Source organism: Corallincola luteus (assembly GCF_004336975.1).
Taxonomy (GTDB): Bacteria; Pseudomonadota; Gammaproteobacteria; order Enterobacterales; family Neiellaceae; genus Corallincola; species Corallincola holothuriorum.
In genome coordinates this window covers 1-24710 of record NZ_SJXE01000004.1, presented here as the reverse complement: position 1 = coordinate 24710, position 24710 = coordinate 1, and the positions used below count along the sequence as shown (strand labels likewise).

Below are 24710 nucleotides of genomic sequence, written 5' to 3'. Positions count from 1 at the left end.
AAGGAATCCTCTATTTTTCAACTTTTAAGTGCGTTGGTTGCACTTTTAACACCATACCAGTGCTCAACCGTACCTGCACTTCGTCTTTACCAATGTCTGTAATGATCCCTTTTACAGGACGAGTCCCTAAGGTCATCACTACCGACTGATCAACAGAAAGCGCATCTATTGATACGTCTTTAAGCTCTGGGGCTTTAGTCTTAGGGGACGAAGATTTAGGTTTGGTTCCCCGCTTGGGGATAGATTTTGCTACTTTGGCCGCTTTTGCCTTTTTCTCGGCGCTTTTTTCAGCCAGGCGCTGTTTTCTGCGTTCAGCTGCACGCTGCTTACTTTCGGTAACCTGCACAGCGGCATGCTCTGCATGTTCTAATGACACCACCCCGGCAGATGCGCCGTCGAGGTCAACTCGTTCAACACCCTCTTTTACGCATTCTAAATAGCGCCACCCGCTGGTGTAACGGCGCAGTGCGACCCTGAGTTGAGTTTTGCTGACAGTTTCATTATCAGCAAAACGCTCTGCCAAATCTTGAAATATGCCAATCTTAAGAGGCTTAGCTTCACCACTTGTTGTAAAACAACTAGGGAACGTATCCGTTAACAACTTAAGGGTGTTCTCAATCGACTGAGCTTTACTTTGGTTTTCCATTAAACTTTTCCGTTAGGTCCTTATTTGCGTTTGTCTGTCTCACTACTGAGAGAGTGCGCTCTCAATAATATCGGCAAAAACGCTCAAGCCTTTTTCATCTTCTAGATCAAATCGGGCAAGGTGTGGGCTATCTATATCCAGCACCGCAAATACCGCCCCATTTAAGTAAATAGGTACAACCAGCTCAGAATTACTGGCTGCATCACATGCTATATGACTTTCAAACTGTTCCACGTCGTCGACACGGATAACTCGCCGCTCACGCGCTGCAGCACCACAAACACCTCGATTAAAAGGGATTCGATAACAGGCTGGTTTGCCTTGAAACGGCCCCAGCACAAGCTCTTCGCCCTTGGCGAAGTAAAAACCAGCCCAGTTGATGTCTGGCAAGCGCTGCCATATCAACGCAGACAAATTAGCCAACACCGCTATATGATCCGTTTCACCTTCGATTAATGCCGCAGCCTGCAGCTGAAGCTCCCGGTAAAATTCTTGTTTGCTCATAATTCCGCCATGTTACATCGCTAGCCGGACAAAACTACCCGATTTTTTGGGCAATGGGAATGGACATGCTAACCTCTCGCGCCTTATTAATGCATTTTTAACGTAAATAATTCGATAACTGGATGAAAGATAGACAACCCCGCCTGCTAAGTTGGCAGTGGATAAGCAATGAGATCCGCGGTTTTAAGCGCCCTTTACTAATCGCTAATGTCGTTGCCATTCTGGCAACTGCGTTAAGCGTCCCAGTGCCTCTGCTTATGCCATTAATGGTTGATGAAGTACTGCTAAATAACCCGGGAAGCACACTAGATACCCTCAATATGCTGCTGCCAACTGGTTGGCAAAATGCGACGGTTTATATCAGTTTAATATTCTTGCTCACCGTGGCGCTGCGGATCAGTAGCGTACTACTGAGTGTGTTACAAAGTCGCCAATTCACCATCATATCGAAAAGTTTGACCCTAAAGCTCCGGCAACGCCTGCTGCAGCAAATACAACAGATCTCTTTAAAGGGCTATGAAACCATCGGTAGTGGTGGCCTTAGCTCCCACCTAATCACCGATGTCGACACCATTGATCGGTTTGTAGGTGAAACCCTAAGCAAACTCATTATTAGCGGCCTGACGATACTCGGTACGGCGGTGATCCTTCTGTTGATCGATTGGCGCCTTGGTCTTTTCATCTTGCTGTGTAACCCGATCGTTATCTATTTTTCTAAGATACTGGGAAGCAAAGTTAAAGAACTAAAAAAGGATGAAAACTCCGCCATCGAGCTGTTTCAGCAGTCACTGGTAGAGACGCTGGATGCGATTCATGAGATACGCACGGCGAATAGAGAAAAGCATTACCTCAAGCGCATCGCCGAGCGTGCTGGTAACGTCAAACATCGGGCAATTGAATTTGGATGGAAGAGTGAAGCGGCGGGCAAGCTAAGCTTTCTTGTTTTTCTCATTGGTTTTGAGCTGTTCAGGGCGGTTGCCATGTTGATGGTAGTTTTCTCTGACCTCACGGTGGGCCAGATATTTGCCGTGTTTGGCTACTTATGGTTCATGATGACACCGGTCAATGAGTTACTCGGTATGCAGGTCGCCTTCTATAGCGCTAACGGTGCCCTGCAGCGACTCAACAAGATCTTTACTTACCCAACTATTCCCGAGCAAAACGGTAACGCAGATCCGTTTACAAAAGGAGAGCCCGTTGCTATCAACGTGAAGGGGCTTACCTTTAACTATGAAGACGACAGAGAGATCCTACGCGGTATCAATTTGGACATTGCTGCCGGCGAAAAGATCGCTATTGTTGGTGCCAGTGGCGGCGGAAAATCAACCCTGATCCAACTGCTACTCGCGCTTTATCCCAAGAGCAGTGGCAGTATTAGCTATGGCGGCTGCGAAATATCCGACATAGCCCCCGACGCCTTGCGTGAAAATATTGCCACCGTCCTGCAACACCCTACGCTATTTAATGACAGCATCCGTAATAACCTATGCATGGGGGAGCATTACTCTTCTGATGCCTGCTGGGACGCACTTAAGGTTGCCGAGCTCGCCGATTTCGTAGCCGAGATGGAATTAAACCTGGATACACCTATCGGCACGCGGGGGGTCAGACTTTCCGGTGGTCAGCGTCAGCGTATAGCCATAGCCCGCATGGTATTGCGTAACCCTGCCATTGTGATTTTAGATGAAGCGACATCTGCACTCGATACAGAAACCGAAGCTAAAGTTCATAGCAATCTAAAAAGCTTCCTTCAGCAGCGTACAACAATTGTCATCGCCCATCGCCTGAGTGCGGTTAAACAAGCCGATACTATCTATGTATTTGAAGATGGACAGATCTGTCAGTCGGGGCGCCACCATGAGTTAATCAGTGCCGAAGGCGTGTACCGGACCTTATATGGCGGCGAAGATACTTAGCAGGGTTGCAGCAGGCAATCTCTGAGTTCGGCCACCGAATCAACCAATGCTAAGCTCGAAAATGGCAGCAAGCGCTCCTTTGGTTGAGCCCCATAAGTTACCCCGATGCTTTTTGCGCCTGCATTTTCCGCCATCTGCAGATCATAGTCTGTATCGCCAATCATCAAGGTCTTCTCTGGCTTAACATTAAAGATAGCCATGAGTCGGTGCAACATGTCGGGGTGAGGCTTTGACTCCGCTTCATCAGCACAAATAGTAGCGTGAAAATATTGCCCTACCCCAGTATCTTCCAACACTCGGTCTAAGCCTTTCCGCGATTTACCTGTGGCGACAGCAAGCTGCTTTTGATTGCGCTGAAGTAACGCCAGCAGAGCGGAAGAACCAGCAAACATGGGCATGGGTTGAGGATTATCGACAACAAATTGTTGTCGATAGTGGTCCATCAATTCGCCACGCTGTTGCGCTGTGATGGACGCAGGCCTAAATAACTCTGTAAATGCTTGATCGAGGCTCAAACCGATAATGCCTGCCGCAGCCTCGTCTGACGGCACAGGCAATCCACTTAGCGCAGACGCTTTCTGTAAACTGGATACGATACGCGCCGTTGAGTCCATCAACGTGCCGTCCCAGTCAAAAACGATCAGATCAAACTTTCCAACCACTATTTCGCTTTCCTACGTTGATTTGCCCGTTTACGGGATGGTTCACGTGGTATTTGCGGGGCGTGTTCCTCTACGCCAATACGCTCCACTACCTTTAATAAGGGGGCGTCTAACGGCGCTTCTATAAACAGTGTGGTTTCATCTTTGGGGTGAGCAAAGCGAATCTCGGCCGCATGGAGAAACAAACGTGAGCAACCAAGTTCAGACATCGCCTTGGTAAAGGGCTCACTACCATACTTAGGGTCACAGGCAATAGGATGACCAGCGGCTGCCGTATGAACGCGTATCTGATGAGTACGACCAGTCACAGGGCTTGCCTGAATCAAGGTGGCGCCCTTTAAGCGTTTAAGGATCTTAATTCGTGTTTCAGAAGGCTTCCCGTCGGGGTTCACTCTGACCACCCGTTCGCCGCTTTGCAGCTCATTTTTTTGCAGCGGATAGTCACACACTTTTCGACGTTCCGGCCAACGTCCCTTTACCAAGGCGAGGTAATTTTTCTGCACCGTTTTGTCTTGCAGTTGACGGTGTAACGCACGTAACGCTGATCGCTTCTTAGCGACTAACAAAATGCCGGACGTTTCCCTGTCAATACGGTGAACAAGTTCCAAATATCTGGCATCAGGGCGTAACGCACGCAATGCCTCAATAACGCCAAATTTCAAACCGCTGCCGCCATGAACAGCAATACCTGATGGTTTATTGATCGCCAGTAGCCAGTCATCTTCATACAAGATGCATTGCTCTAACTTAGCAACCTGATCCAGTTTGGCCGAAATATCGGGCGTTTCTCTTTCAGCAACGCGCACCGGCGGGATACGAACTTCATCGCCCGATGTCAGTTTATACTCAGCTTTTATCCGTTTGCCATTAACACGAACCTCACCTTTTCTGATGATCCTGTAGATCAGACTCTTTGGTGTGCCCTTAAGTTTTAGGCGGAGATAATTGTCTATACGTTGGCCCACATGATCATCGGTGATGACCACTTTTTGGACCTGGGGACGTGGTAAATCTGTGCTCTGTGTCATGGCGCGAGAGTCTATCAGAAAGCGTTTAAGATTGCCTGTTCCAAGTGGGGTTGCTATAGTTCGTCGACGTTCGCCTGATTAACGCCCAAAAACAACCGGCAAGCAGGCAACGCTTAGGCATCATATCGCGTAATTTAGCCGCACGTTAAGCTTGGTTCCATGAATTTATCGCCCATTTGTATTCGTTCCGGGCGGAACCAACCTACCTCGTCGGATTACGCCTCTGTGCTCTGCCAAAGAAAAGTTTCGTCCTTTAAGAGACGCCATAGCGCATTATGCTGGACGATTTGCGAGCTACTGGAACCTATTCCTGATCGTTGCTTCCCTGAATATAGAGCAGCGGTTTTAAAAATTGGAGCCGACCATGAGTCGGCAAGCACTGTGTCATACAACCGGGAGGTTGCAAGGGACCGGCGTAATACCAGCGCACGTCATAATCGGCGTAATGGGCTGTGGCTACAATATATGAGAAGTTGAGCCACACGCATGAAAAGAATGCTTATTAATGCAACGCAGGAAGAAGAACTCCGCGTTGCACTTGTCGACGGTCAAAAGCTGTACGACTTAGATATTGAAAATCCAAATCAAGAACAGAAAAAAGCCAATATCTACAAAGGTACAATTACCCGCGTAGAACCTAGTCTTGAAGCTGCTTTTGTAAACTATGGTGCTGAACGCCACGGTTTCCTGCCTCTAAAAGAGATTGCTCGTAGCTATTTCCCTAAAGGTTATGAGTTCCAAGGCCGCCCTAATATTCGCGAGATCATCAAAGAAGGCCAGGAAGTACTCATCCAGGTCGACAAAGAGGAACGCGGTAATAAAGGTGCTGCACTGACGACCTTTGTCAGTTTGGCAGGCTCTTATCTGGTACTTATGCCAAATAACCCTAGAGCAGGTGGTATCTCTCGCCGTATTGAAGGTGATGAGCGCTCTGAGCTGAAAGCGGCACTTAGCGAACTTGATGTGCCTAACGGTATGGGCCTCATCGTACGTACTGCCGGCGTTGGTAAGTCAGCGGAAGAGTTAAAGTATGATTTAACTAACCTGCTTAACCATTGGACGCGCATTGACGAAGCGGCCAAAGCCACTAAAGCCCCTGCCCTTATCCATCAGGAAGGCAATGTCATCGTTCGCGCTATCCGTGATTATCTGCGTCGCGATATTGGCGAAGTGATTATTGATAACCCACACGTTTACGAGCAAGGAAAAGCACACATCTCGCAAGTGCGTCCCGACTTCGTACAACGAGTGAAGCTTTATTCCGGTGAAGTACCGCTGTTCTCTCACTACCAAATTGAAAGCCAGATCGAATCAGCGTTTCAACGTGAAGTTAAATTACCTTCTGGTGGCTCTATTGTTATCGATCCGACAGAAGCATTGACGTCTATCGATATCAACTCGGCTAAAGCGACCAAAGGTAGCGATATTGAAGAAACAGCAGTCAATACCAACCTGGAAGCTGCTGACGAGATTGCTCGCCAGTTGCGCCTGCGGGATGTGGGTGGCTTAGTCGTTATCGACTTTATCGATATGTCTCCTGTACGTAACCAGCGCGCAGTAGAAAACCGTCTTCGTGACGCCGTTCGCCAAGACAGAGCAAGAATTCAACTAGGTCGTATTAGCCGTTTCGGCCTGTTAGAGATGTCACGCCAGCGACTGCGCCCATCACTGGGTGAATCAAGCCAAAATGTCTGTCCTCGCTGTGATGGCGCCGGTAGCATTCGTGGTGTGGAATCCATTGCACTGTCTGTGCTTCGTCTCATCGAAGAGGAAGCGATCAAGGAAAATACCGCGCAGTTACATGCCCAGGTACCTGTAGAAGTCGGAACTTATTTACTCAACGAAAAACGTGCTGCGATCAGGGGTATTGAAAAACGTAACCGTGTTGGCGTGATCATCATTCCAAACCAGCATATGGAGACACCCAAATATCAGGTGACTCGTTTACGTAAAGACGATATTCAAGAAGATTCGAGCTACGCGATGATTATGCCGGCTGAACAGCCGGAGCCGACAGTTTCGGCTACCGTTGGCGAAGTAGCCACCCGCGCACAGCCTGTGCTGCAAGGGTTTACAACACCAGCAGCGAGTGCACCCGCACCGACCGAAACAGTCACAAAGACAAAAGCACAACCGCAAAAAGCAAAGGCCAACGCTAAAAAGGCAAAGGACAAGAACCCCGGCATCATCGCCGTTATTATTGCTGCTATTGCCTCTCTGTTCGGCGCTAAGCCAAAGAAAAAGAGCAATAAGAGTAAGCGCCCCCATGGTGACAGAGGGCGTCAGCAATCCCGTGGCAAAAACAGCAGTCGCCGCCGTAATAACGAGCGCGATAACAGTCGTCGCCAGCCGCGAAATGAGCGCAAGAAGAGTGATGACACAAAGCCAGCTGTAACAGCCAAAGATAGCCGTGGCGCATCGGAAGATAAGCCGCAAAAGAACGAACGTCGCCGCAATCGTGGTAGAAAGCAGCAAAACCGTGTTGAAGGCGCACAACAGTCGACCACTGATTCAGTGACTACTGATAAGAGCGAAAGCACAGCTAAACCTGCAACACAAAAACAGGAGCAGGTCGCAAAGCGTCGTCAGCGCCGTAACTTACGTAAGAAGGTTCGTGTAAGTTCAGAAGCCACACCAGTGCCAAGCAAGAAAGAGCAGTTACCAGAACTCGCTCCTGTTGCTGAGCAGGTCTCTGAAGATCCGGTAGGCGCCCGTTATCCTGAAGTTGCTGCCGAGCAAGTTGCTAAAGTAGCCGCTAACGAGACGCCAGTAGTAGAAAGCAGTGCCGACAACACCCAAGACGCACCTGCGACTGTTGAACAGACAGCTTCTATTGAAACTAAGGCGAACGTTGCGAGCGAAGAGCATACAGCAGCTGAAACCGTTGACGTTACCGCAGCAGCTCCTGAAGAAGTGCCAGTCAAAGAGACTACAGCGACTGACAGTGAAGTTTCGATCGAGGTCTCTGAGCCGGAAGTCACTGAGCAGGTCGAATCGACTAGCGTAGAGGTTGAGGCACAGCAAGGATCTGACGTAACAACAGATCCTGTTGTTGAAAAAGCCGCTGAAGTGGCATCGGTTGCCTCTGATGACAAAGCTAGCGAAGTAGTCGAGTCAGCGATTGAGCCAGAAGTGGAAGCCACAGAGCAAGTGGTCGCAAGTGACACGCCTGTGGTAGTTGAGGCAGCAGCAGAGCCAGTTAGCTCCGACGCTAAATCAGCCGATGATATTGTCGTTTCTACCACTCCAGTCAGTCGCTACGCAACTGCGGTATCTAGTCAAATGGCGAAGCCGACACCTGCGACATTATCAGGTGTGGATGCCTCGATTATTGAGCGCCGTTTCGGCCAAGGTGCCGGCGGCAGTCAAGGCGTATCGACGTTAAAAGCCAAAGATCAGGCTACAGCAGGTCCAACCAAACCTGCAATCTAAGGGCCGTTGCCAAAGCAAAAAGCCGTGCTATTTAGCACGGCTTTTTAATTTCCACTGATGGCGTACAGCCTAGTGATTCACTAGATCCTTTATATTTAGGTTGAGTTAAATACGTACCTCACTCAACACACGCACTATTGAACGACATTAAGATAAGACTATGTTGATTGTCCCAACGGAAGATAAGCTTGACTGGCACCAACCACCCTTTGTGACGATCGCCATCGCCTTTCTTTGCTTCGCCGTGTTTTCAACTGAAACAGATGCCACGATTACCAAATATGCGCTAATACCTAGCCAGATGGAGTGGTTTCAATTGGTTACTCATCAATATCTCCACGGCGACTGGCTTCACCTACTGGGAAATCTATTGTTTCTGCTGATATTCGGCAGCGCTTTGGAAAAGCACTTAGGCGCCTTAAATTTTTTCACTCTTTATCTCTTTACTGGCGTATGCAGCGGATGGGGATTTGCGCTGCTCCACACAGACAGCAGTACACCATTGGTTGGGGCTTCAGGGGCGATATCAGGACTGATGGGAGTCTATTTGGCGGTTTATGGATGGCGCCGGCGTGAGTACTTTGCCGTTTTGGGTCCTATCGTTACTAGCTTCCGCGCACCGGCGTTGGTTCTGCTGCCTGTTTGGCTTGGCTATGAGCTACTAAGTGCCGCTCTTAGTGATGATAATGTCGCATATATGGCACACGCCTTTGGGCTTATGTCGGGTACCGCTTTCTATATCATCGGTAGCTGGTGCGGATTATTTCATCGGCGCGTGCAATCAAGTATTAACCAAAGCGACATTGAAGCGAGCGCCGCACCATTAACGATATCGGCAAAGGCAATCAAGCTAGAAAACGAGCTGAGGTTGGTTGAAGCTTTGGCTGTTTGCCGTCAGCAATTAAAAGAACAACCTACTTATGAAGGATTATGGTATTACGCGTTCACCCTCGCAAAGCGCGTCAGTGAAGCACAAGTAGTAGCGCTTTACCGACTGCTTTTAGCTTTTCAAAGTGATGCCTCTGTAGGATTTGGTTGGGCGTACCCAATATGGCAGGAACATCAATCTGTACTGCTCGGCGACAGCCATCTATGGACAGCAAAAGAGCGTATAGATCTGGTTCACACGCTTCTAATACATAACGACCATAAACCAGCAAGTCATGTCGTCACCGAACTGGTCAACTCAAATCTATGGTCGACAGATGTTGCAACCAACACACACGCTTCACTCTTGCCTCTACTCAGAACAGCCTCTGCAGCCCATAACGCCGAGGCTGCAGCAATCCGCACTATTTTGAATGCTCAGCCATCTTCAGCGCCATCTGATTAAGTTGCTGCGCTTCCAACTGCTGTTGGCTTGCCGGTGTTGCTAACTTACCTGCGGTCGCCGCAAATTCGGCAACGCTTTGCAGCGGTCTACCGCTCTCTAATCCCGCTTTTGCAAGTAACAGATAGAGCCCGGCGCGATCTGTATAACTTGCTGGCCAAGATTCAGGTTCACCGATCAATGCTTCCGCTTTATCAAAGCGCCCCTGCTGAAAATAGATATTAGCGATGGCATAGCGTAGTTCTGGCTCAGGCTCAAAACCCGGGATCTTAGTGATCACTTCATCCAATGTTCTGGCTGCGGCACCGATGTTGCCTTTTTCATGCAACAGGGCTAGGTAGCGTTGAGAATGTTTATCAAGCAGCTCCGTTTGTTCACTCAACATCAACAAACGGTGCATACGCTCTCTTAAGCGCATCTCATTTGGATACCGACGCAAACCATCTTTAACCATTTCAAATGCTTGTTTTTTGCGGCCTTCAAACAACAATAGATGGGAGTAACCAAGCACACGTTGGCAGTCGTATTCAGCAGGCTCCAACGACACCCCCTGCTGCTCTGCGTTGCCTAGCCCCAATTTATTACGATTAACGAAGAGTGTGTATCCCATCATGGCATACGCAACGAGTGAAAAATACGCGCTACCCACCACCAAGAGAGTGACAAGAAACTTGATAGATTCAGTCCCCTCAAATAGCCAAACCAACGCAGTACCACCGTTCGACACTGCCGTGTAGGCAAACCAAAGCAATAAGTAGCTCCAGCCAATACGTACCATCACCCTAGCAAGGATCGCCGGATTCGTGGCATCGCGTAAACTATGCGTAAGGGCAATAACCATAGTGACAGCGGGTATCGATAGTGTCACCAACACAGAAGCAATAACGGCTAAAGAGTGCGAGACCATAGACAGGAGGCCCGCAAAAAAGTACATCACAAACAGCGCAACCAGTAGTTTAAAAGTGAGCAAGATATTGCTTTCACTATCAAACAGCTTTGGCGCCTGCCACTGCTCTTCAGATAACGCTGCGATAATCGCTAGGCCATAATGAATAACCATAATAAACAGCGCCAGCGCTAACACGCCGCCAACCACCAACTGTCCAGCTTGCTCCGTGACAGTAGCAGAGAGATCGGACATCGCTATCTGTGTCACCAGGAACAGTAGCCCGAGTAGGATCATCGGCTGCAACTGCAACGGATAACGGAAAAACTGCCAGCTGATACGCCAAAACGGCGGCAAATCCTCATCTTCAACGCTGAATGTCAGTTCACTACGACAAAGCGGGCAGCGCGCAGACGTACCATCAAAGTTCTTTTCACCACCAGGAAAACAGGTTGTACAAAAGCTTTTAATACAGGAAGGACAATGCCAACTACCTTGTTTATCGGCATGATAACTACAACTACTCATCCTTGAACCTCAGGAATACGGGAAATTAAAACTAAAAGATTAGGATACGATGATTTAATGAGGGAGTAAATGAAGGTTGAGCGCAACATGTTCCCGCTCAACCTTCACTGAATGATACAACTTACGAATTAGAAGCGACCTCGTCCGAAGATGAGTACCTCTACACGACGATTTTGTGCTTTTCCTGGTTCTGTGGCGTTAGTTGCGACAGGCATTGTTTCACCTGCACCACGCATCACAATTTTGGACGAATCAACACCAGCTTCAATAAGATAGAGCCCGACAGATTCTGCGCGCTCAACAGAGAGAGCCATATTGTAATCATCGTCACCCACATCATCCGTATGACCAACGATCTCAATAAAGGCTGCGCTACGCAGTAACTCCCTAGCCTCTTCTATGTGAGTTCGCATGAGGCCAACACCCTCACCTGTCAGTTCACCTTTGCGCCGTTCAAACAAAGCGATACTTGGGAATACTAGTCGATCCAACGCGCGCAGTTCACCCACTACAAAAACTTCAACACGACGGTTTTGGGCACGACCTTCAACGGTATCATTCGTAACCAAAGGATCGTTTTCGCCACGACCAAGGGTATTCAAACGCCCTTCCGGTACACCTATCGACTTAAGATAGTCACCGACGGCATTGGCACGGCGCAGTGATAAATCCTGGTTATAAGTCTCGTCGCCGGTACTATCGGTATGACCAATGACGGTTACTGAGTAGACGCCGTTGAAATCCTCTGACAATTCAGCCTTTCGACTCAACAGATAGGCCTTACCCTCTTCCCCCATCTCTGCGCTGTCAAATGCAAACAGTTCCGCCTGTGGCAGTGATAAGCCGGTGATCAAGCCATCACCTTCACCTTTAACAAACTCAACATCGGTGCTAAGTGCGTAACCGTCACAGCCAACTACCTTGGCCTTTTCTTCACTCCAACCGCTGTGGCGTACACAAGCGCCAGTGCCCGACAATACAACCATGCCATCGGCGCCAAGAACATAAGCCTCTGCTGCGTCAATCGGGCCATCCTCGGCGACAGAACCAGCCACCAGCCCGACCATGAGACCCGTGACAATCAACACTCTTTCCCCAATCCTTTTCAACATCTACATTTCCCCATCAAGTCAATTAGAAAAGTGCCGTCCGCGATCAAGACAAACGCGCAACTATCAATAGCATAGATGACTTTTTGCCGAGTGTTACAAAGTTAGGGCTTGGTGTCATAAAAGGTTAATGAAGCAAGGAAGAACAGGAGAATAAGTAAGGGCGCCAGCAGGCGCCCTTACTTATTATGTCAGAGAGGTAAGGCTAAGCCAGTTCAGCGTTGTGATACACCTCTTGTACGTCATCACAATCTTCCAGCATCGCTAGAAATTTATCGAATACCTCGGCATCCTCTCCGCTGACAGGGCACGCGGTTTGCGGCACGAAACTGATCTCGTCAACCTCAAACTCAAGCGCTTCATCCGCTTCCAACAGCGCCGACTTCACCTTATAGAATTCGGCTGCAGGGGCAAAAACAGTGATCTTGCCATCGTCAGCTTCAATATCGGTGACATCGACATCAGCCATCATCAATGTTTCCAACACCGCTTCTTCATCTTCACCAGCGAAGATAAATACCGCCAGATGATCAAACATGTGGGCAACGGCGCCCGGTGAACCTAACTTAGCGTCGTTTTTTGTGAAACAGTTACGTACATCAGAAAAAGTGCGTTTGCCGTTGTCTGTTAAACAATCAACAATCACCATGCAACCGCCTGGACCAAAACCTTCATAACGCGCTGTCACGTAGTCTTCGCCACCCGCACCATTGGCTTTATCTAGGGCGCGCTCGATGACGTGGGCAGGCACCTGATCTTTCTTTGCCTTTTCGATCAAGCGACGTAAGGTGAGATTGGTATCCGGGTCCGTGCCGCCATTTTTGCCAACAACATAAAGCTCTTTGCCGTACTTCGAATAAACTTTCGTTTTAGCCGCAGCCGTTTTTGCCATCGAATCCTTACGGTTTTGATACGCTCTTCCCATAGTACTTAATTCTCTCTGTATTTAGTGGCGACCAGAATATGGGGAGCGAGTTTAGCGCCCTCTCCCTTACAAATACCAGTCAGGCCTTACAACAATTCACCAAATTTTGATCTTAACGCCATCAAAGTGGCACAACAATCAATCAATAGCCGAGCCACTGCTGTGCTCTACAAACATCATTTTTAGATGTGGACCAACCCCTGGAATTTCAAACGACGCGCCGATACCCGCAAATCCAAGCTTCTGGTAGAAGCCACAGGCATGACTTCTGGCGTTACACCAAAGCGGCGCGCTGCTGCCATGCTGCGCCAGTGCATGTTGCACCAGAGCCTTACCAACACCTAGGCCACGCACTTGAGGATGCGTAGCCATGGCGCGCAACTGCCAACTGAAATCGGCTTGCTGTGCCGTTAACTCTTCGTTGTCGACCCGATAGATCGATACAATACCCACCAACTGCTGCGCAACAAAAGCACCATAGTGGTAGGTTGTCGCTTCATCATCGCCGGCAAAGATGCAGGTAGAAACAGGTAAGCCTGTTCGTAATACCGCGCTTCTAAGAGGATAAGTATGGGAAGCCGCGATAGCAGAAATTACAACTGATGACACCGCTTCACCTCATCGATCGCCTGCATGACACGTTTTTCCGATATCGGATATGGCGTCCCCAGCTGCTGATGGAATAACGAGACACGAAGCTCCTGAAGCATCCAACGCAGGCGTTCCATTTCACTGCGTAACCCTGGTTTTTTTTGTGCTTTTTGTTGCACCAGATCAAACGCATTTTGCACCTTATCCAGGGTGACTTGATGCAACCGATCCCGTTGCGGGTCAACCTGCATCTTCTCTAAACGTTTGACCACTGCTTGCAGGTATCTGGGTAACTCTTGCAAATGCGTCACCCCGGTATCAGCGACAAACCCAGGGTAAACCAACGCTTCAAGTTGGGCCTTTACATCCGCCTGAGAACGCACAGTTTCCAGGCTCATCTTGCCCTTAAGCTGTTTTTGCAGCTGATTAGCCAATGTTAGAACTTTCTCAACCTGTAACGCCACAGCCATGGTGGTGTCAGCGAGTTCAGCTTTAACTGTTTCTAGTAAGCGCTTAAACGTCTCTTCGCTGCGCACAGTAACAGGATCCGCAACCAAACTGTCTACCGCGCCATTAATACAATCTTCAACCAGCTGTTGTACCTTGCCAAAGCGATTGTAATGCATCGCCAACTTGGCTTTATTGGGTAAGCCGTCACGAAGATATTTAATCGGTGATGGCACGTTCATTAATAGCAGGCGCCGCACGCCGTTAGCCATCGCTTCGTCAGCTGCTGATTTATTATCAAACAGTTTCACAGCTACTGAGTCATTTTCATCAACGATCGCCGGAAAAGCACGCACCTCATAACCACGTTTTTGCTGCACGTATTCTTCAGGTAAGGTATCAAACACCCACGTCACACAACCACTTTGCTCAATAGCATCATCCGCGGCATCGCTAAGCGTCTGCTGCACATGGTCCTGCAGGCTCGCTTTTAAATCGTCGAGATCTTCCCCTTCGGCCAGCGCCTGCCCCTGTTCATTAACCACCCTAAAATTGAGTTTCAGGTGATCGGGCACCAAATCCCAGTTCCATGCTTCATCAGGTATCGTTATTCCGCTTGCGCGTCGCAATACCCGCGTCAACGCTTCAAGCGGCGACTCATCTTCTGGTACCGCTTCATCTAACACCCGTTTGGCATAATTGGGGGCAGGCACAAAGTTGCGCCGTATCGGTTTCGGTAGTGACTTAATTAGCGCCACCAGTAATGCTTCACGATGCGCAGGCACGCCCCAGGCAAAGGTATGCTCGTCAACCTGATTTAGCACGGCCACCGGGATCTCGGCACTGACGCCATCGATCTTCTTTCCTGGCTCAAACAGGTATTTAAGACTGAGGTCGATATTGCCGCTACGCCACTGGTCAGGATAAAGCTGACTGAGATCATCTTCATGCCTCTGCAGCAAGGTCTCGCGGTCGTAAACTAACACCTGTTTGTTATCTTTGACGGCTTGGCGATACCATTTTTCCAGCGTGACACGAGCATATATATTTGCCGGCAGGTCGGCATCGTAAAGCGCATACAATTGATCGTCGTCCACCAAAAGATCCCGGCGGCGGATCTTCTCCTCTTCCTTGTGGATGACGTCGATTACCGCGTTATTCTTTTGATAGAAAGCTAAGTTACTACCCAGGTGACGCTCAACCAACGCTGACCGTATAAAGATCGCCCGCGATTCAGTTTCATCGATATGGCCAAACAACACCTTACGTTTGGTAACGATAGGCAGGCCATAAAGTGTTTGCTGCTCAAATGCCAACACGTTGCCCTGCTTTTTGCTCCAGTGGGGTTCGCTGTGCGTCCGGCTAACTAAATGCTGCGCTGCAGCCTCAACCCACTGCGGTTGGATCTTCGCGGCGACACGAGCAAATAACCGACTGGTTTCCATAAGCTCTGCAGCCATCAGCCACTTCGGACGCTGCTTACCTAAGGCGCTGCCGGGAAACAGATAGAAACGCCGATTGCGTGCGCCCAGGTACTCCTGCTCCTTATCAAGCATACCAATGCTGCTTAATAAGCCGGTTAGCAACGCTTGGTGAAGGTTGTCATAGCTGGCTTCTGTGTCGTTCATGGTCAGATGCAACTCGCGACAACTTTGCCTGAGTTGAAAGTGCAGATCTTGCCACTCCCTGACACGCACATAGCTAAGAAACTCTTTCTTGCACAGCTTACGAAACTGGCTTGACGACAGTTCCTCTTGCTGTTGCTTGATATAGCGCCAGAGATTAACCAAGGTTGAAAAGTCAGAGTCCTTATCATAGAAACGACGATGCTTTTCATCAGATGCTTGTTTTGAATCCATAGGTCGTTCTCTGGGATCCTGGATCGACAATGCCGATGCCACAATCAGTACTTCATCCAAACAGCCGAAGTCATTAGCAGCCACCACCATACGGGCTAACTTAGGATCCACCGGGATACGAGCCAACTGGCGGCCGAGAGGGGTCAATTTCTGTTGCGTACCAACCACCGCACCCAGCTCTTCAAGCAGCTTAATACCATCACGTATGTGCTTTTGATCCGGCGGCTGCATAAATGGGAAGGCTTGAATATCCCCCAGTTTAAGCGCAATCATCTGCAGGATAACGGCGGCTAGGTTCGTACGCAGGATCTCGGGATCGGTGAACTCCGCGCGACCAAGAAAGTCTTCTTCGCTATACAGACGAATACAGATACCCGCGGCAACACGGCCACATCGTCCTGCCCGCTGGTTGGCGCTAGCCTGAGAGATCGCCTCAATAGGCAAGCGTTGCACTTTAGTGCGATAGCTGTAACGACTAATACGTGCCGTGCCCGGGTCAATCACATAGCGGATCCCTGGCACCGTCAGGGATGTTTCTGCAACATTCGTCGCCAACACAATGCGCTGCCCGCGGTGCGATTTAAAGATACGTTGCTGCTCTTGCGCCGACAGACGAGCATAAAGCGGCAAAACTTCCGTATTTCGTAGCTGCCTTCTATTTAGGGCATCTGCGGTATCGCGGATCTCGCGTTCGCCATTGAGGAAAATAAGAATATCGCCCTGACCTTCCCGCTGAAGCTCATCGACAGCATCAAAGATCCCTTGCAACGGGTCCACCTGCTTCCCTTCAACCAGCGGGCGATAGCGCATCTCCACCGGAAAGGTACGGCCAGAGACAGTGATCACTGGCGCATTGTTAAAGTGTTTGGAGAAGCGTTCAGTTTCAATGGTGGCAGAGGTAATAATGATTTTTAGATCGGGGCGCTTAGGCAGCAGTTGTCGCAAATAGCCGAGCAAGAAATCGATGTTTAGACTGCGTTCATGAGCTTCATCGATGATCAACGTGTCGTATTGCCGTAACAGGCGATCATTCTGCATCTCAGCAAGCAGAATACCGTCTGTCATCAACTTAACCCGCGTCCGTGGCTGAGTGTGATCAGAGAACCTGACTTTAAAACCAATCACATCGCCAAGGGATGTGGCCAGCTCGTCAGCGATGCGATCTGCGACGCTGCGTGCCGCTAAACGACGGGGCTGAGTGTGACCGATCATGCCACCAATACCGCGGCCTAGCTCGAGACAGATCTTTGGGATCTGGGTGGTTTTACCTGAGCCTGTCTCACCGGCAACAATGACCACCTGATTGTCACGGATCGCTTCGGCTATCTCTTGCTTGCGCTCAGATACAGGTAAGGCTTCAGGGAATGATATCGATTCATTCCATGTCGCACGAATGATCGCCTTTTCCAGATCGGCATTAAGTGATTTCTGGATCTTTTCCCGACGCTTGCCGTCGTCAATGCGTTTTAAGCCTTCAAAACGTCGCCGCAAACCGGCCTGCGCTTGTTTAGGAAGGAGTGATAAGGTGTCCAGAAAAGTATCAGCTTGCACGATCAACGCCACATCAAAAAATGTGGCGCGATCCTACCAAGCTTGGGATGGCGGTGAAAGCCTCAGTTTAACTGGCTTTACCAAAGCATGTATCGAGATGGGTCGACAAGGCGCGCAGAATGTCACGGCGAGCGATTAAGCCGATAAGAAGACCATAATCATCAACCACTGGGTACAACTTAGGCTTTTGTCCCAACATTTGCTGGGCCAACTCCAAAATGGAGTCTTCCGGACTCACCGTCAGCACCTCGGTACGCATCAGCTCTTTCACCAATGCGACGCCCTCGCAGTGATAGGAAGCTTCCACCGCAGCTCTTAAACAATCCTGCTGTGAAATAAAGCCAACCAGCTTCTTCTGTTCATCAATAACCGGGCCACCAATGCGCTGCGCTGTGAGCAGTCGTTGCACAGCCTCAGCCACTGTCTGACCAGGTTCAAAGGTGACAGGTCGACGATCCATGTGATCTTTTACTTTTAATGATTGCATAACTTCCCCCATGTCTATGCGATGCGTCCTGTCCAAATATTGGGGCGCTATCGCAAGCTTAGACCAGGCTGATTTATTTGTCTTAATATGGCTGCCTGATCGCTACTTTGTCCTTTTATAACAGCCGCTAGCTCAAGGGTGTACAAATTTTGCCCCAACACCTCGAACAGATCACGAATGCGTTAACAATTCTCATTGCCAATAACCCACGGCGATATTGCGCTATCACCGCGTTTAACATATCAATCCAAGCCTTAGGAGTAACGCCTGAGACAACCAGACAACATTAAAACGATGATCGGGTAAGTTAATATATTTGGCAGAATGGTACGGACGGGTTAGCTTAATCCATACCTCACTTGCCTGTGGATCTCACGCGTAATACGCCGAAACAGCACCAATATGGCCAACTATCCAACGTTAACCCATTACAGCCTCATTGCATCGCTTGGCTTGTTTACCACGGCACTGCTACTCGGGGCTATTGACCTGTATGGTTTGCTAGCATCACTAACATTTTTAGGCTTAGCACATCAGCTCAGCCGCCAAAGTCATGGCAACAATCCGCTATTTGTCTGGTCGATGTTACTGATCAGCGCCGCTTTAATGTTGCATCTACTGCCGGGCTTTTATAACCAACCGATTTGGCAACAGCGGTTAATCTCATCAGGAGCAGTGCCGCACTCTTTAACGTTTAACTACGACAAGCTACTGATCGCCATCGTGCTATTACCGTTACTGTTAACACGCGACAGACAGCAGACCCGTTCCGCTAACTCCAGCAAGCTTGGTTGGCAGCCAATTGCCCTAATCACCCTATCCACTGTTTTAGTGACTGCGAGCGCCGGTTATCTAATGGGCGTATTAGGTTGGGATCTCAAACTGCCAGTGCAATGGTACTGGTTTGTGCTCATCAATATCGGTATTACTGTCACGGCTGAAGAGGTGATGTTTCGTGGGCTGCTGCAACACTATCTAAGCAAACAGTTAGGTCGTTTCGGTTTGGTACTGGCGGTACTCACCTTTGCTATCGCCCATATCGCTGGGGGCTGGCAGTGGGTGATTCTGGCTGGCATAGCCGGGTTAGGATATGCATTGGCTTACCATTATTATAGAAATCTGGTCGCCCCCATGTTCGTGCACGCCACGGTCAATCTAATCCATTTCTTCTGTCTAGCTTATCCAATGAAGATTAGCCAATGAACAACAGCTAACAAAGCCACCGGCAACATAATGCATTTAAATCAAACAACTACACCGCTTGTATATACAGCGATAATTACACTGTAACCGGCAAATTCCACTACCTTTAGTACCTATTCCACGTTACTACTGGAGATAGAGATTGAGAATGCGTATGTTAATTGCTTGCATTAACTGATGACCGCTTCTTCTTTATGACAAATCCTGAAAATTCACATTCTAAACTTGGCACGCAAAGCGGCCTGTTCAGCCGATTCCTCAACGGTGTCGAGTTTCTTGGTAACCTCCTGCCCCATCCGATCACCCTGTTCGCCATTCTCACGCTCACAGTGATCGTCGCCTCGGGTATCGCCTCTTACTTCGGGCTAAGCGTATCTGACCCCCGTACAGAAGGTGCCACGATAGAAGTGTTCAGCCTACTGAGCGCTGAAGGTCTGGCTATCATAGTGACGGGTCTAGTGCCGAACTTTACCGGTTTTGCCCCCCTAGGTACTGTGTTAGTTGCGTTACTAGGCGTAGGTATCGCTGAGCGTGCGGGCCTGCTTTCTGCTGCAATGCGCGGAATGGTAATGAGCGCCTCACCACGTATGGTGACCGTGATCATCGTGTTTTCAGGCATCATCTCTAATACAGCATCAGAACTCGGCTATGTCGTGATGATCCCACTTGCGGCGATGATTTTTAAATCATTGGGCAGACACCCCTTGGCAGGATTAGCCGCTGCATTTGCTGGTGTTTCCGGCGGCTATAGCGCCAACTTGCTGATCGGCACGGTCGACCCACTGCTTTCAGGGATCACTGAATCAGCCGCACAGATGATCGACCCAGACTACGTTGTTGGCCCGGAAGTAAACTGGTTCTTTATGATGGCAAGCACCTTTTTGATCACCCTGCTTGGCACCGTAGTGACAGAACGCGTAGTTGAACCGCAATTAGGTAAGTGGGATCCCAGCGAAGGTGATGAGTCAGTTCAGGAAGACGACACCAGCCAATATCAACTCACCGCCGATGAGAAGCGCGGGCTCAAAAACGCCGGTATCGCCGTATTGGTACTAAGCGCTGTGCTGGCACTGACGATCGTACCGGAGAGTGGCATTCTGCGTCACCCCGACACCGGCGCGGTCGCGGGCTCCCCCTTCCTTAAAGGGATCGTCGCCTTCATCTTTATCTGCTTTGCCATTCCCGGTTATGTATTCGGCCGTACAGTGGGCAAAATGAAAACAGACCGCGACGTAATCCATGCAATGAGCGAATCAATGAGCACCATGGGTATGTATATCGTACTGGTTTTCTTTGCCGCCCAGTTCGTTGCGTTCTTCAAAGTCACCAACTTTGGTACCGTCACCGCGGTAATGGGCGCAGAGGTATTACAATCCATCGGCATGACCGGACCGATGCTGTTCTTTGCCTTTATTCTGGTCTGCGGTTTTATCAACCTGATGTTGGGCTCTGCATCTGCGCAATGGGCGGTTACCGCGCCGATATTTGTACCCATGTTGATGCTGGTGGGCTATGCCCCTGAGACTATTCAAGCGGCCTACCGTATCGGTGATTCAACAACCAATTTGATCACGCCAATGATGAGCTATTTTGGTTTAATTATGGCGACAGCAGCACGTTACAAAAAAGACCTAGGGATCGGTACCTTGGTGGCCACCATGCTGCCCTATTCCATCGTCTTTATGTTGGGCTGGAGCCTGTTCTTCTTCTTGTGGGTTTTCGTCATAGGGTTACCCGTAGGCCCTGGTGCCGCTACCTATTACACGCCTTAATTTCTAGACGCTGAAAGTGCTTTCACACACTTACACAGCACTTGGTAATGATCAGCTATCAGATGAAATTTGCAGATGGGGAAAGAAACACCTCATTCTGATTTCAGGGGCTTCATACTCGCTAAGCGACTAACTCAACGCAAAAATGGGGGGGTCGCGCTCGCCAATAAGTGGGTACGTATCGCTTGGAGCCTCATCCACCATGGCGGTGATTTTGATATGAAAAAGGCATTTCATGCCGCTTAACTGAGTAACAAGAGAGTATACCAGCAGTAAAGCTACACCTAGATTTGCAACAGCTTGATGGATAAACGGTCATCCGGCCTCGCAAGAGCCTGACGAAGGACATGAGTTGAAGTTGAAACTGTGTCAGTGATAAGGCGGCGGGATTCGGAACACATCATGGCGCGAAGGCGAATAAACGTCCTTCACAAAGACGCCGGATATATGTCCCCTTGCACTTTATTCGGCCTCTTAGACCTTGCTCTAATTCGCAATTAGCGGACATGTTTAAAGGGCATCATCGCAACTCTGCGTGACTCGAGTTTTGGTTACAGGTAACGCTTTCAATAGTCGCCGCATCTCTTTTGCGACAAAAGCGCCGTTATTGCCAGCCAACAGCGCTATCATAAAGTGCGTATTATCTTGTTTATAATACTCGGCATAGAACTCACTTGGGCCAACCTTTTCGAATAGCTCTTCCAATAGGTCGCCAGCATTGGGGGCGAGTTCGTCTAACATGTCTTGCAAAAATACGCCACTTTTCCCCTGTGCTAGCAGTTCAGAAATACCTTTCCAATGTGATATATCCTGCTCTCGGCAAGTAAATGTCAGTTTTACAATATCCGTCATTTCAGGCTCCTTTAAGTTAAATGGCGAGTCTATACCAACTTTCTAACGCCGATACACCTAAGCCGGAAAACACGTCTCTTAACCCAAGTTCAACCCTTTCAGGATGTATTGTATTCAAACTTACCAAAAAAATAGTTTTTCCTCCTGACTTCTCTATTTGAAAGCCACTTCTTTCAACCTCTGGATATTCTTCTAACAATCGCATCCAATCAGGCTTTTTTTCAGCGGCATAGACATCAAGCAGCGCTGAAATGTTAATAGGAAACGTATGCTCTGGCATCCAGATGTTCTTATCGTCAAAAAATGATAGATATTCTCCTTTGAACTCTCGAACAAATATTTCCCTTGATATGTTCCGCCACTCGGAAGCGCGTTCATCAGGTAAAGAGAAGGCAATATAAACCGTAGATTCTTTGGCAATACAATCGGCAGTAATACTATCCATCGTTTCCGCCAATCTCGGCTTATTCGTCCGTAACGGTGTTAATACCTCTCTGATAATTTGCTCGCGCTCTTGATTGAGTTTGGCTAACCTTTGAGGAAGAACCCCACTGGCTGTATGGTAGTTATCAAGTAATAGCGCCCAAATTTTTGGTTGAATCTCAAGTTCAACACACCCCGTCGCTTGGCAGTCATCGATAGAAAAATACGTTTCATCTAATTGGGAAAACACCGTTTTGACAAATGAAAGCCGCTTTAACCAGGGTAAGTCTTTAGGTGCATCGAGCGCGCCTTCTAGGTATTTTTTAAACGTTGATAAAATGTAATCGGCTAATTTTGGCAGGGAATGCTCCCAAAATATTAATGGTTCTTGCTGACCGACCGGGTGAGGGATTTCAGAAACGGCTTTAAACTCTTCCCCCCAAAACCAATCGAATATTTTTAACGCCGCTTCATCATTATCTAGGGCTATATAGTTAACCCCATCCCACTGCATTGCCATCAGGCGATAAGCAAGGCTATATATAAAGGTTTTAGAATTCCATCCACTGACTTCATCTTTTGATGACTTTTCTAAAAAAAAGCCAATAGAATCGATTGTCATAATAGGAAAAAAATCTAAAGAAATTAAAAAAAGATCCCATTTAAATTCTCCTAGCCCTTCTCCCGTCATAAAATAGTTGTAGATTTTCTTATAATCACGGCGGCCGTAACTTTCGGCAAATCTTTCGCTATAGTCGCGCTCCCACAGCGCTTGTCGCTGTGCTTGCCACTCAGGATCATTTACCACCGCCATTTGTTGACGCAGTGGTTCTGGATAATAACTCAAGTCAACCTGTTTATTCGGGATCATATGCATCCTTTAATTCGTCCGCTGTCATCTTAAGGCCGGTTTGTAGTATCCCCTGTAGGACAGCCATATCTGGATATTGTTAACTGACCATTAATTAACAACGTCAAGTGAATGCCCCTGCCCTAGCTCGTTAATCGACGCTACTCTTAACCTCAGCGCATCGCATGAACAACGCCTTACGCTCCAAAATATTCTGGCACAGGTCTAATAATTTATGATCTACTTTCTTTTCCATCAGTGTGTTCTCCACCTGCGTTAAGAACTTAATAACGCGGTCAGATTTCACCTTCTTCTTCGCTGCGTATTCTACAAACGAAAATAGATATTCTTGTGATTTTACTATTTGATCAAAATATAGGTTATCTTCAATAATTACAGAAAGTTCGCTCAGCGTTACTTCAAAGTTGAACTCGGCAGAGGGGCTTAATCTGCGAACTCGACCTCCGCTTTCCTCATAAAACGTGCGATAGGTATCACCTAATACCCCTTGCTGAAAGAAACTGGCGTACTCCTCCGCCCAGCTAACTACTATATTCATTTTTGTGGCATAGCCAAGAAACCCAGAAATAATAGTCGCACGTCCATCAAAACCAAAAACGTCGGAATAAAAAAAATCAGAAACCTCTTGTGCACAGGTCAATGGCGTCATGAAAAACTTATCATTTGGTGGAATATAGCCGTCGATATCCCCTCTTAAAAAATAATTTTCAAATTTCTTAAGGCTCTTAGCGGATGTGCCACCAGCAGCGATGACCTTTCTTATTTTTTTCCAATCACTAGTTCTTACCTTACTCCACTCAGCATCATCAGATCGCCAAAAGCTTTTAAATGGCAGCAACCTATCTCGCTTAATATTTTTAGTTTTCGTAAATGGTTCCCAAAAATTCATGCTAATAGCCTCACAAGGCTTGTAGAACAGCCATATCAATGATCTCCTTTGAATAGGGTTGATTCAATACCCCTTCGATGGAAAACATGACTTCAGTCTCATTAACTGACTATTTTTTAGGGGATATTTTACGATTTAAAGCTGAACTTCAGGAGGCAAGACACTCCAAACTCTTTCCTTTGGGACTGAACTGTGACGTGATTCTTCTGGATTCTTCTGGACAGCCATCTCTAGATAGATAAATCGGAGCAGCTTTGAGGACAGCCATCTCCTACTACGTATGAAGAATCACCTTTGAGCACTAAGAATTCAATAGTCATTGAGTAAGAAACATGACTTAGACTTGTTAATTGACCATTTTTTAAGGGATGTTTTACGATTTCAAGCTGAACCACAGGAAGCAAGGCACGCCTACCTCCCCCTTGAGGGAATGAAGAATGATGCATTGATGAAAGTGGTGCGTTTCGGTTTAGCCGGTCGATGGCGTTAACTCAGGACCATGCACCCTGCTTCTAGCGTTGGATTGCGCGTAGCGCTTTCTGCTCGCAGGGTTGCCTATCACGGTACCTCGCGACAAGTTTTGCTTTTGAATGGCAGCAATGAAGGTTTCCGCATCTAAGCCTAATCGTTGCAGAATAGGCGGTGTGTCTTTCGGGATACTGCCGCGTTTGTCTTTTCGTTGTGCCCTACCCGTCCAATCAACCAGTTCAAGGTAATCAGCGAAGCTAAACGGAATACCCTCAGGCTTATCTTGGTGGTGATTGCCTGAGAAATCTTGCAGTAAGGGTGTTTTGGCTGT

At 48.3% G+C, this 24710-nt stretch carries 18 protein-coding genes and 1 pseudogene; 5 read left to right on the top strand and 14 right to left on the bottom strand.

What is annotated here, in order from left to right; translation table 11 throughout:
- Positions 1 to 10 precede the first annotated feature (10 nt).
- Together proQ and EZV61_RS09685 are read right to left on the bottom strand one after the other, a co-directional pair.
- On the bottom strand, positions 11 to 646 hold the full coding sequence (proQ, locus tag EZV61_RS09690; RefSeq protein WP_114336564.1) for an RNA chaperone ProQ: 636 nt from the start codon (positions 644 to 646) through the stop codon (positions 11 to 13).
- Positions 647 to 688: 42 nt separating this feature from the next.
- On the bottom strand, positions 689 to 1150 hold the full coding sequence (locus tag EZV61_RS09685; RefSeq protein ID WP_170308606.1) for a GAF domain-containing protein: 462 nt from the start codon (positions 1148 to 1150) through the stop codon (positions 689 to 691).
- A gap of 122 nt (positions 1151 to 1272) precedes the next feature.
- Between EZV61_RS09685 and EZV61_RS09680 the strand changes: the two genes are divergently transcribed.
- Positions 1273 to 3066 (top strand): ABC transporter ATP-binding protein, encoded by a 1794-nt coding sequence (locus tag EZV61_RS09680; RefSeq protein WP_131415316.1) that lies wholly within the window; start codon positions 1273 to 1275, stop codon positions 3064 to 3066.
- Here EZV61_RS09680 and EZV61_RS09675 read toward each other — a convergent pair.
- Together EZV61_RS09675 and rluC are read right to left on the bottom strand one after the other, a co-directional pair.
- Complete coding sequence (locus tag EZV61_RS09675) at positions 3063 to 3728, bottom strand: HAD-IA family hydrolase (protein ID WP_205695364.1); 666 nt, start codon at positions 3726 to 3728, stop codon at positions 3063 to 3065. The two genes, EZV61_RS09680 and EZV61_RS09675, sit on opposite strands and share 4 nt — an antisense overlap.
- Positions 3728 to 4756 (bottom strand): 23S rRNA pseudouridine(955/2504/2580) synthase RluC, encoded by a 1029-nt coding sequence (gene rluC / locus EZV61_RS09670; protein ID WP_114336560.1) that lies wholly within the window; start codon positions 4754 to 4756, stop codon positions 3728 to 3730. Before rluC ends, EZV61_RS09675 begins: the two co-directional genes overlap by 1 nt.
- Positions 4757 to 5242: 486 nt before the next feature.
- On the opposite strand from rluC, the gene rne reads away from it, so the two are divergent.
- Positions 5243 to 8188: a ribonuclease E gene (rne, locus tag EZV61_RS09665; protein WP_131415314.1), complete on the top strand. Its 2946-nt coding sequence runs from the start codon at positions 5243 to 5245 to the stop codon at positions 8186 to 8188.
- Positions 8189 to 8348: 160 nt separating this feature from the next.
- Entirely contained in the window at positions 8349 to 9521 is a 1173-nt protein-coding gene (locus tag EZV61_RS09660) for a rhomboid family intramembrane serine protease (RefSeq protein ID WP_131415312.1), read from the top strand.
- Here EZV61_RS09660 and EZV61_RS09655 read toward each other — a convergent pair.
- The 6 genes from EZV61_RS09655 to EZV61_RS09630 all read right to left on the bottom strand — a co-directional run bounded on the left by EZV61_RS09655 (position 9481) and on the right by EZV61_RS09630 (position 17901).
- Entirely contained in the window at positions 9481 to 10932 is a 1452-nt protein-coding gene (locus EZV61_RS09655; RefSeq protein ID WP_131415310.1) for a tetratricopeptide repeat protein, read from the bottom strand. The genes EZV61_RS09660 and EZV61_RS09655 overlap by 41 nt on opposite strands.
- A gap of 128 nt (positions 10933 to 11060) precedes the next feature.
- Positions 11061 to 12044: an OmpA family protein gene (locus tag EZV61_RS19655; RefSeq protein WP_114336556.1), complete on the bottom strand. Its 984-nt coding sequence runs from the start codon at positions 12042 to 12044 to the stop codon at positions 11061 to 11063.
- Positions 12045 to 12246: 202 nt separating this feature from the next.
- The gene (locus EZV61_RS09645) at positions 12247 to 12966 is read right to left on the bottom strand and encodes a YebC/PmpR family DNA-binding transcriptional regulator (protein ID WP_114336555.1); all 720 of its coding nucleotides are present in this window, start codon (positions 12964 to 12966) and stop codon (positions 12247 to 12249) included.
- A 138-nt stretch (positions 12967 to 13104) separates the two neighbouring features.
- Positions 13105 to 13575 (bottom strand): GNAT family N-acetyltransferase, encoded by a 471-nt coding sequence (locus EZV61_RS09640; RefSeq protein ID WP_131415309.1) that lies wholly within the window; start codon positions 13573 to 13575, stop codon positions 13105 to 13107.
- On the bottom strand, positions 13560 to 17420 hold the full coding sequence (hrpA, locus tag EZV61_RS09635; RefSeq protein WP_205695363.1) for an ATP-dependent RNA helicase HrpA: 3861 nt from the start codon (positions 17418 to 17420) through the stop codon (positions 13560 to 13562). The genes EZV61_RS09640 and hrpA overlap by 16 nt, the downstream gene beginning before the upstream one ends.
- A gap of 61 nt (positions 17421 to 17481) precedes the next feature.
- Positions 17482 to 17901, bottom strand: a complete 420-nt coding sequence (locus EZV61_RS09630) for a CBS domain-containing protein (RefSeq protein WP_114336552.1) — start codon at positions 17899 to 17901, stop codon at positions 17482 to 17484.
- A 402-nt stretch (positions 17902 to 18303) separates the two neighbouring features.
- Here EZV61_RS09630 and EZV61_RS09625 point away from each other — a divergent pair, with 402 nt between their 5' ends.
- Positions 18304 to 19104, top strand: coding sequence for a CPBP family intramembrane glutamic endopeptidase (locus EZV61_RS09625; protein WP_114336551.1), 801 nt, complete (start codon positions 18304 to 18306; stop codon positions 19102 to 19104).
- A 194-nt stretch (positions 19105 to 19298) separates the two neighbouring features.
- A complete protein-coding gene (locus EZV61_RS09620; protein WP_131415612.1) occupies positions 19299 to 20876 on the top strand; it encodes an AbgT family transporter in 1578 nt (525 codons plus the stop codon).
- A gap of 510 nt (positions 20877 to 21386) precedes the next feature.
- On the opposite strand, the gene EZV61_RS09615 is transcribed toward EZV61_RS09620, so the two are convergent.
- The 4 genes and pseudogenes from EZV61_RS09615 to EZV61_RS19440 form a co-directional block, all read right to left on the bottom strand.
- The gene (locus EZV61_RS09615) at positions 21387 to 21728 is read right to left on the bottom strand and encodes a hypothetical protein (RefSeq protein WP_131415305.1); all 342 of its coding nucleotides are present in this window, start codon (positions 21726 to 21728) and stop codon (positions 21387 to 21389) included.
- A 16-nt stretch (positions 21729 to 21744) separates the two neighbouring features.
- On the bottom strand, positions 21745 to 23022 hold the full coding sequence (locus EZV61_RS09610) for a hypothetical protein (protein WP_131415303.1): 1278 nt from the start codon (positions 23020 to 23022) through the stop codon (positions 21745 to 21747).
- Positions 23023 to 23152: 130 nt separating this feature from the next.
- Positions 23153 to 23911, bottom strand: coding sequence for a hypothetical protein (locus EZV61_RS09605; protein WP_131415301.1), 759 nt, complete (start codon positions 23909 to 23911; stop codon positions 23153 to 23155).
- A gap of 469 nt (positions 23912 to 24380) precedes the next feature.
- Positions 24381 to 24710: pseudogene (locus EZV61_RS19440) on the bottom strand (hypothetical protein); the annotation flags it as partial.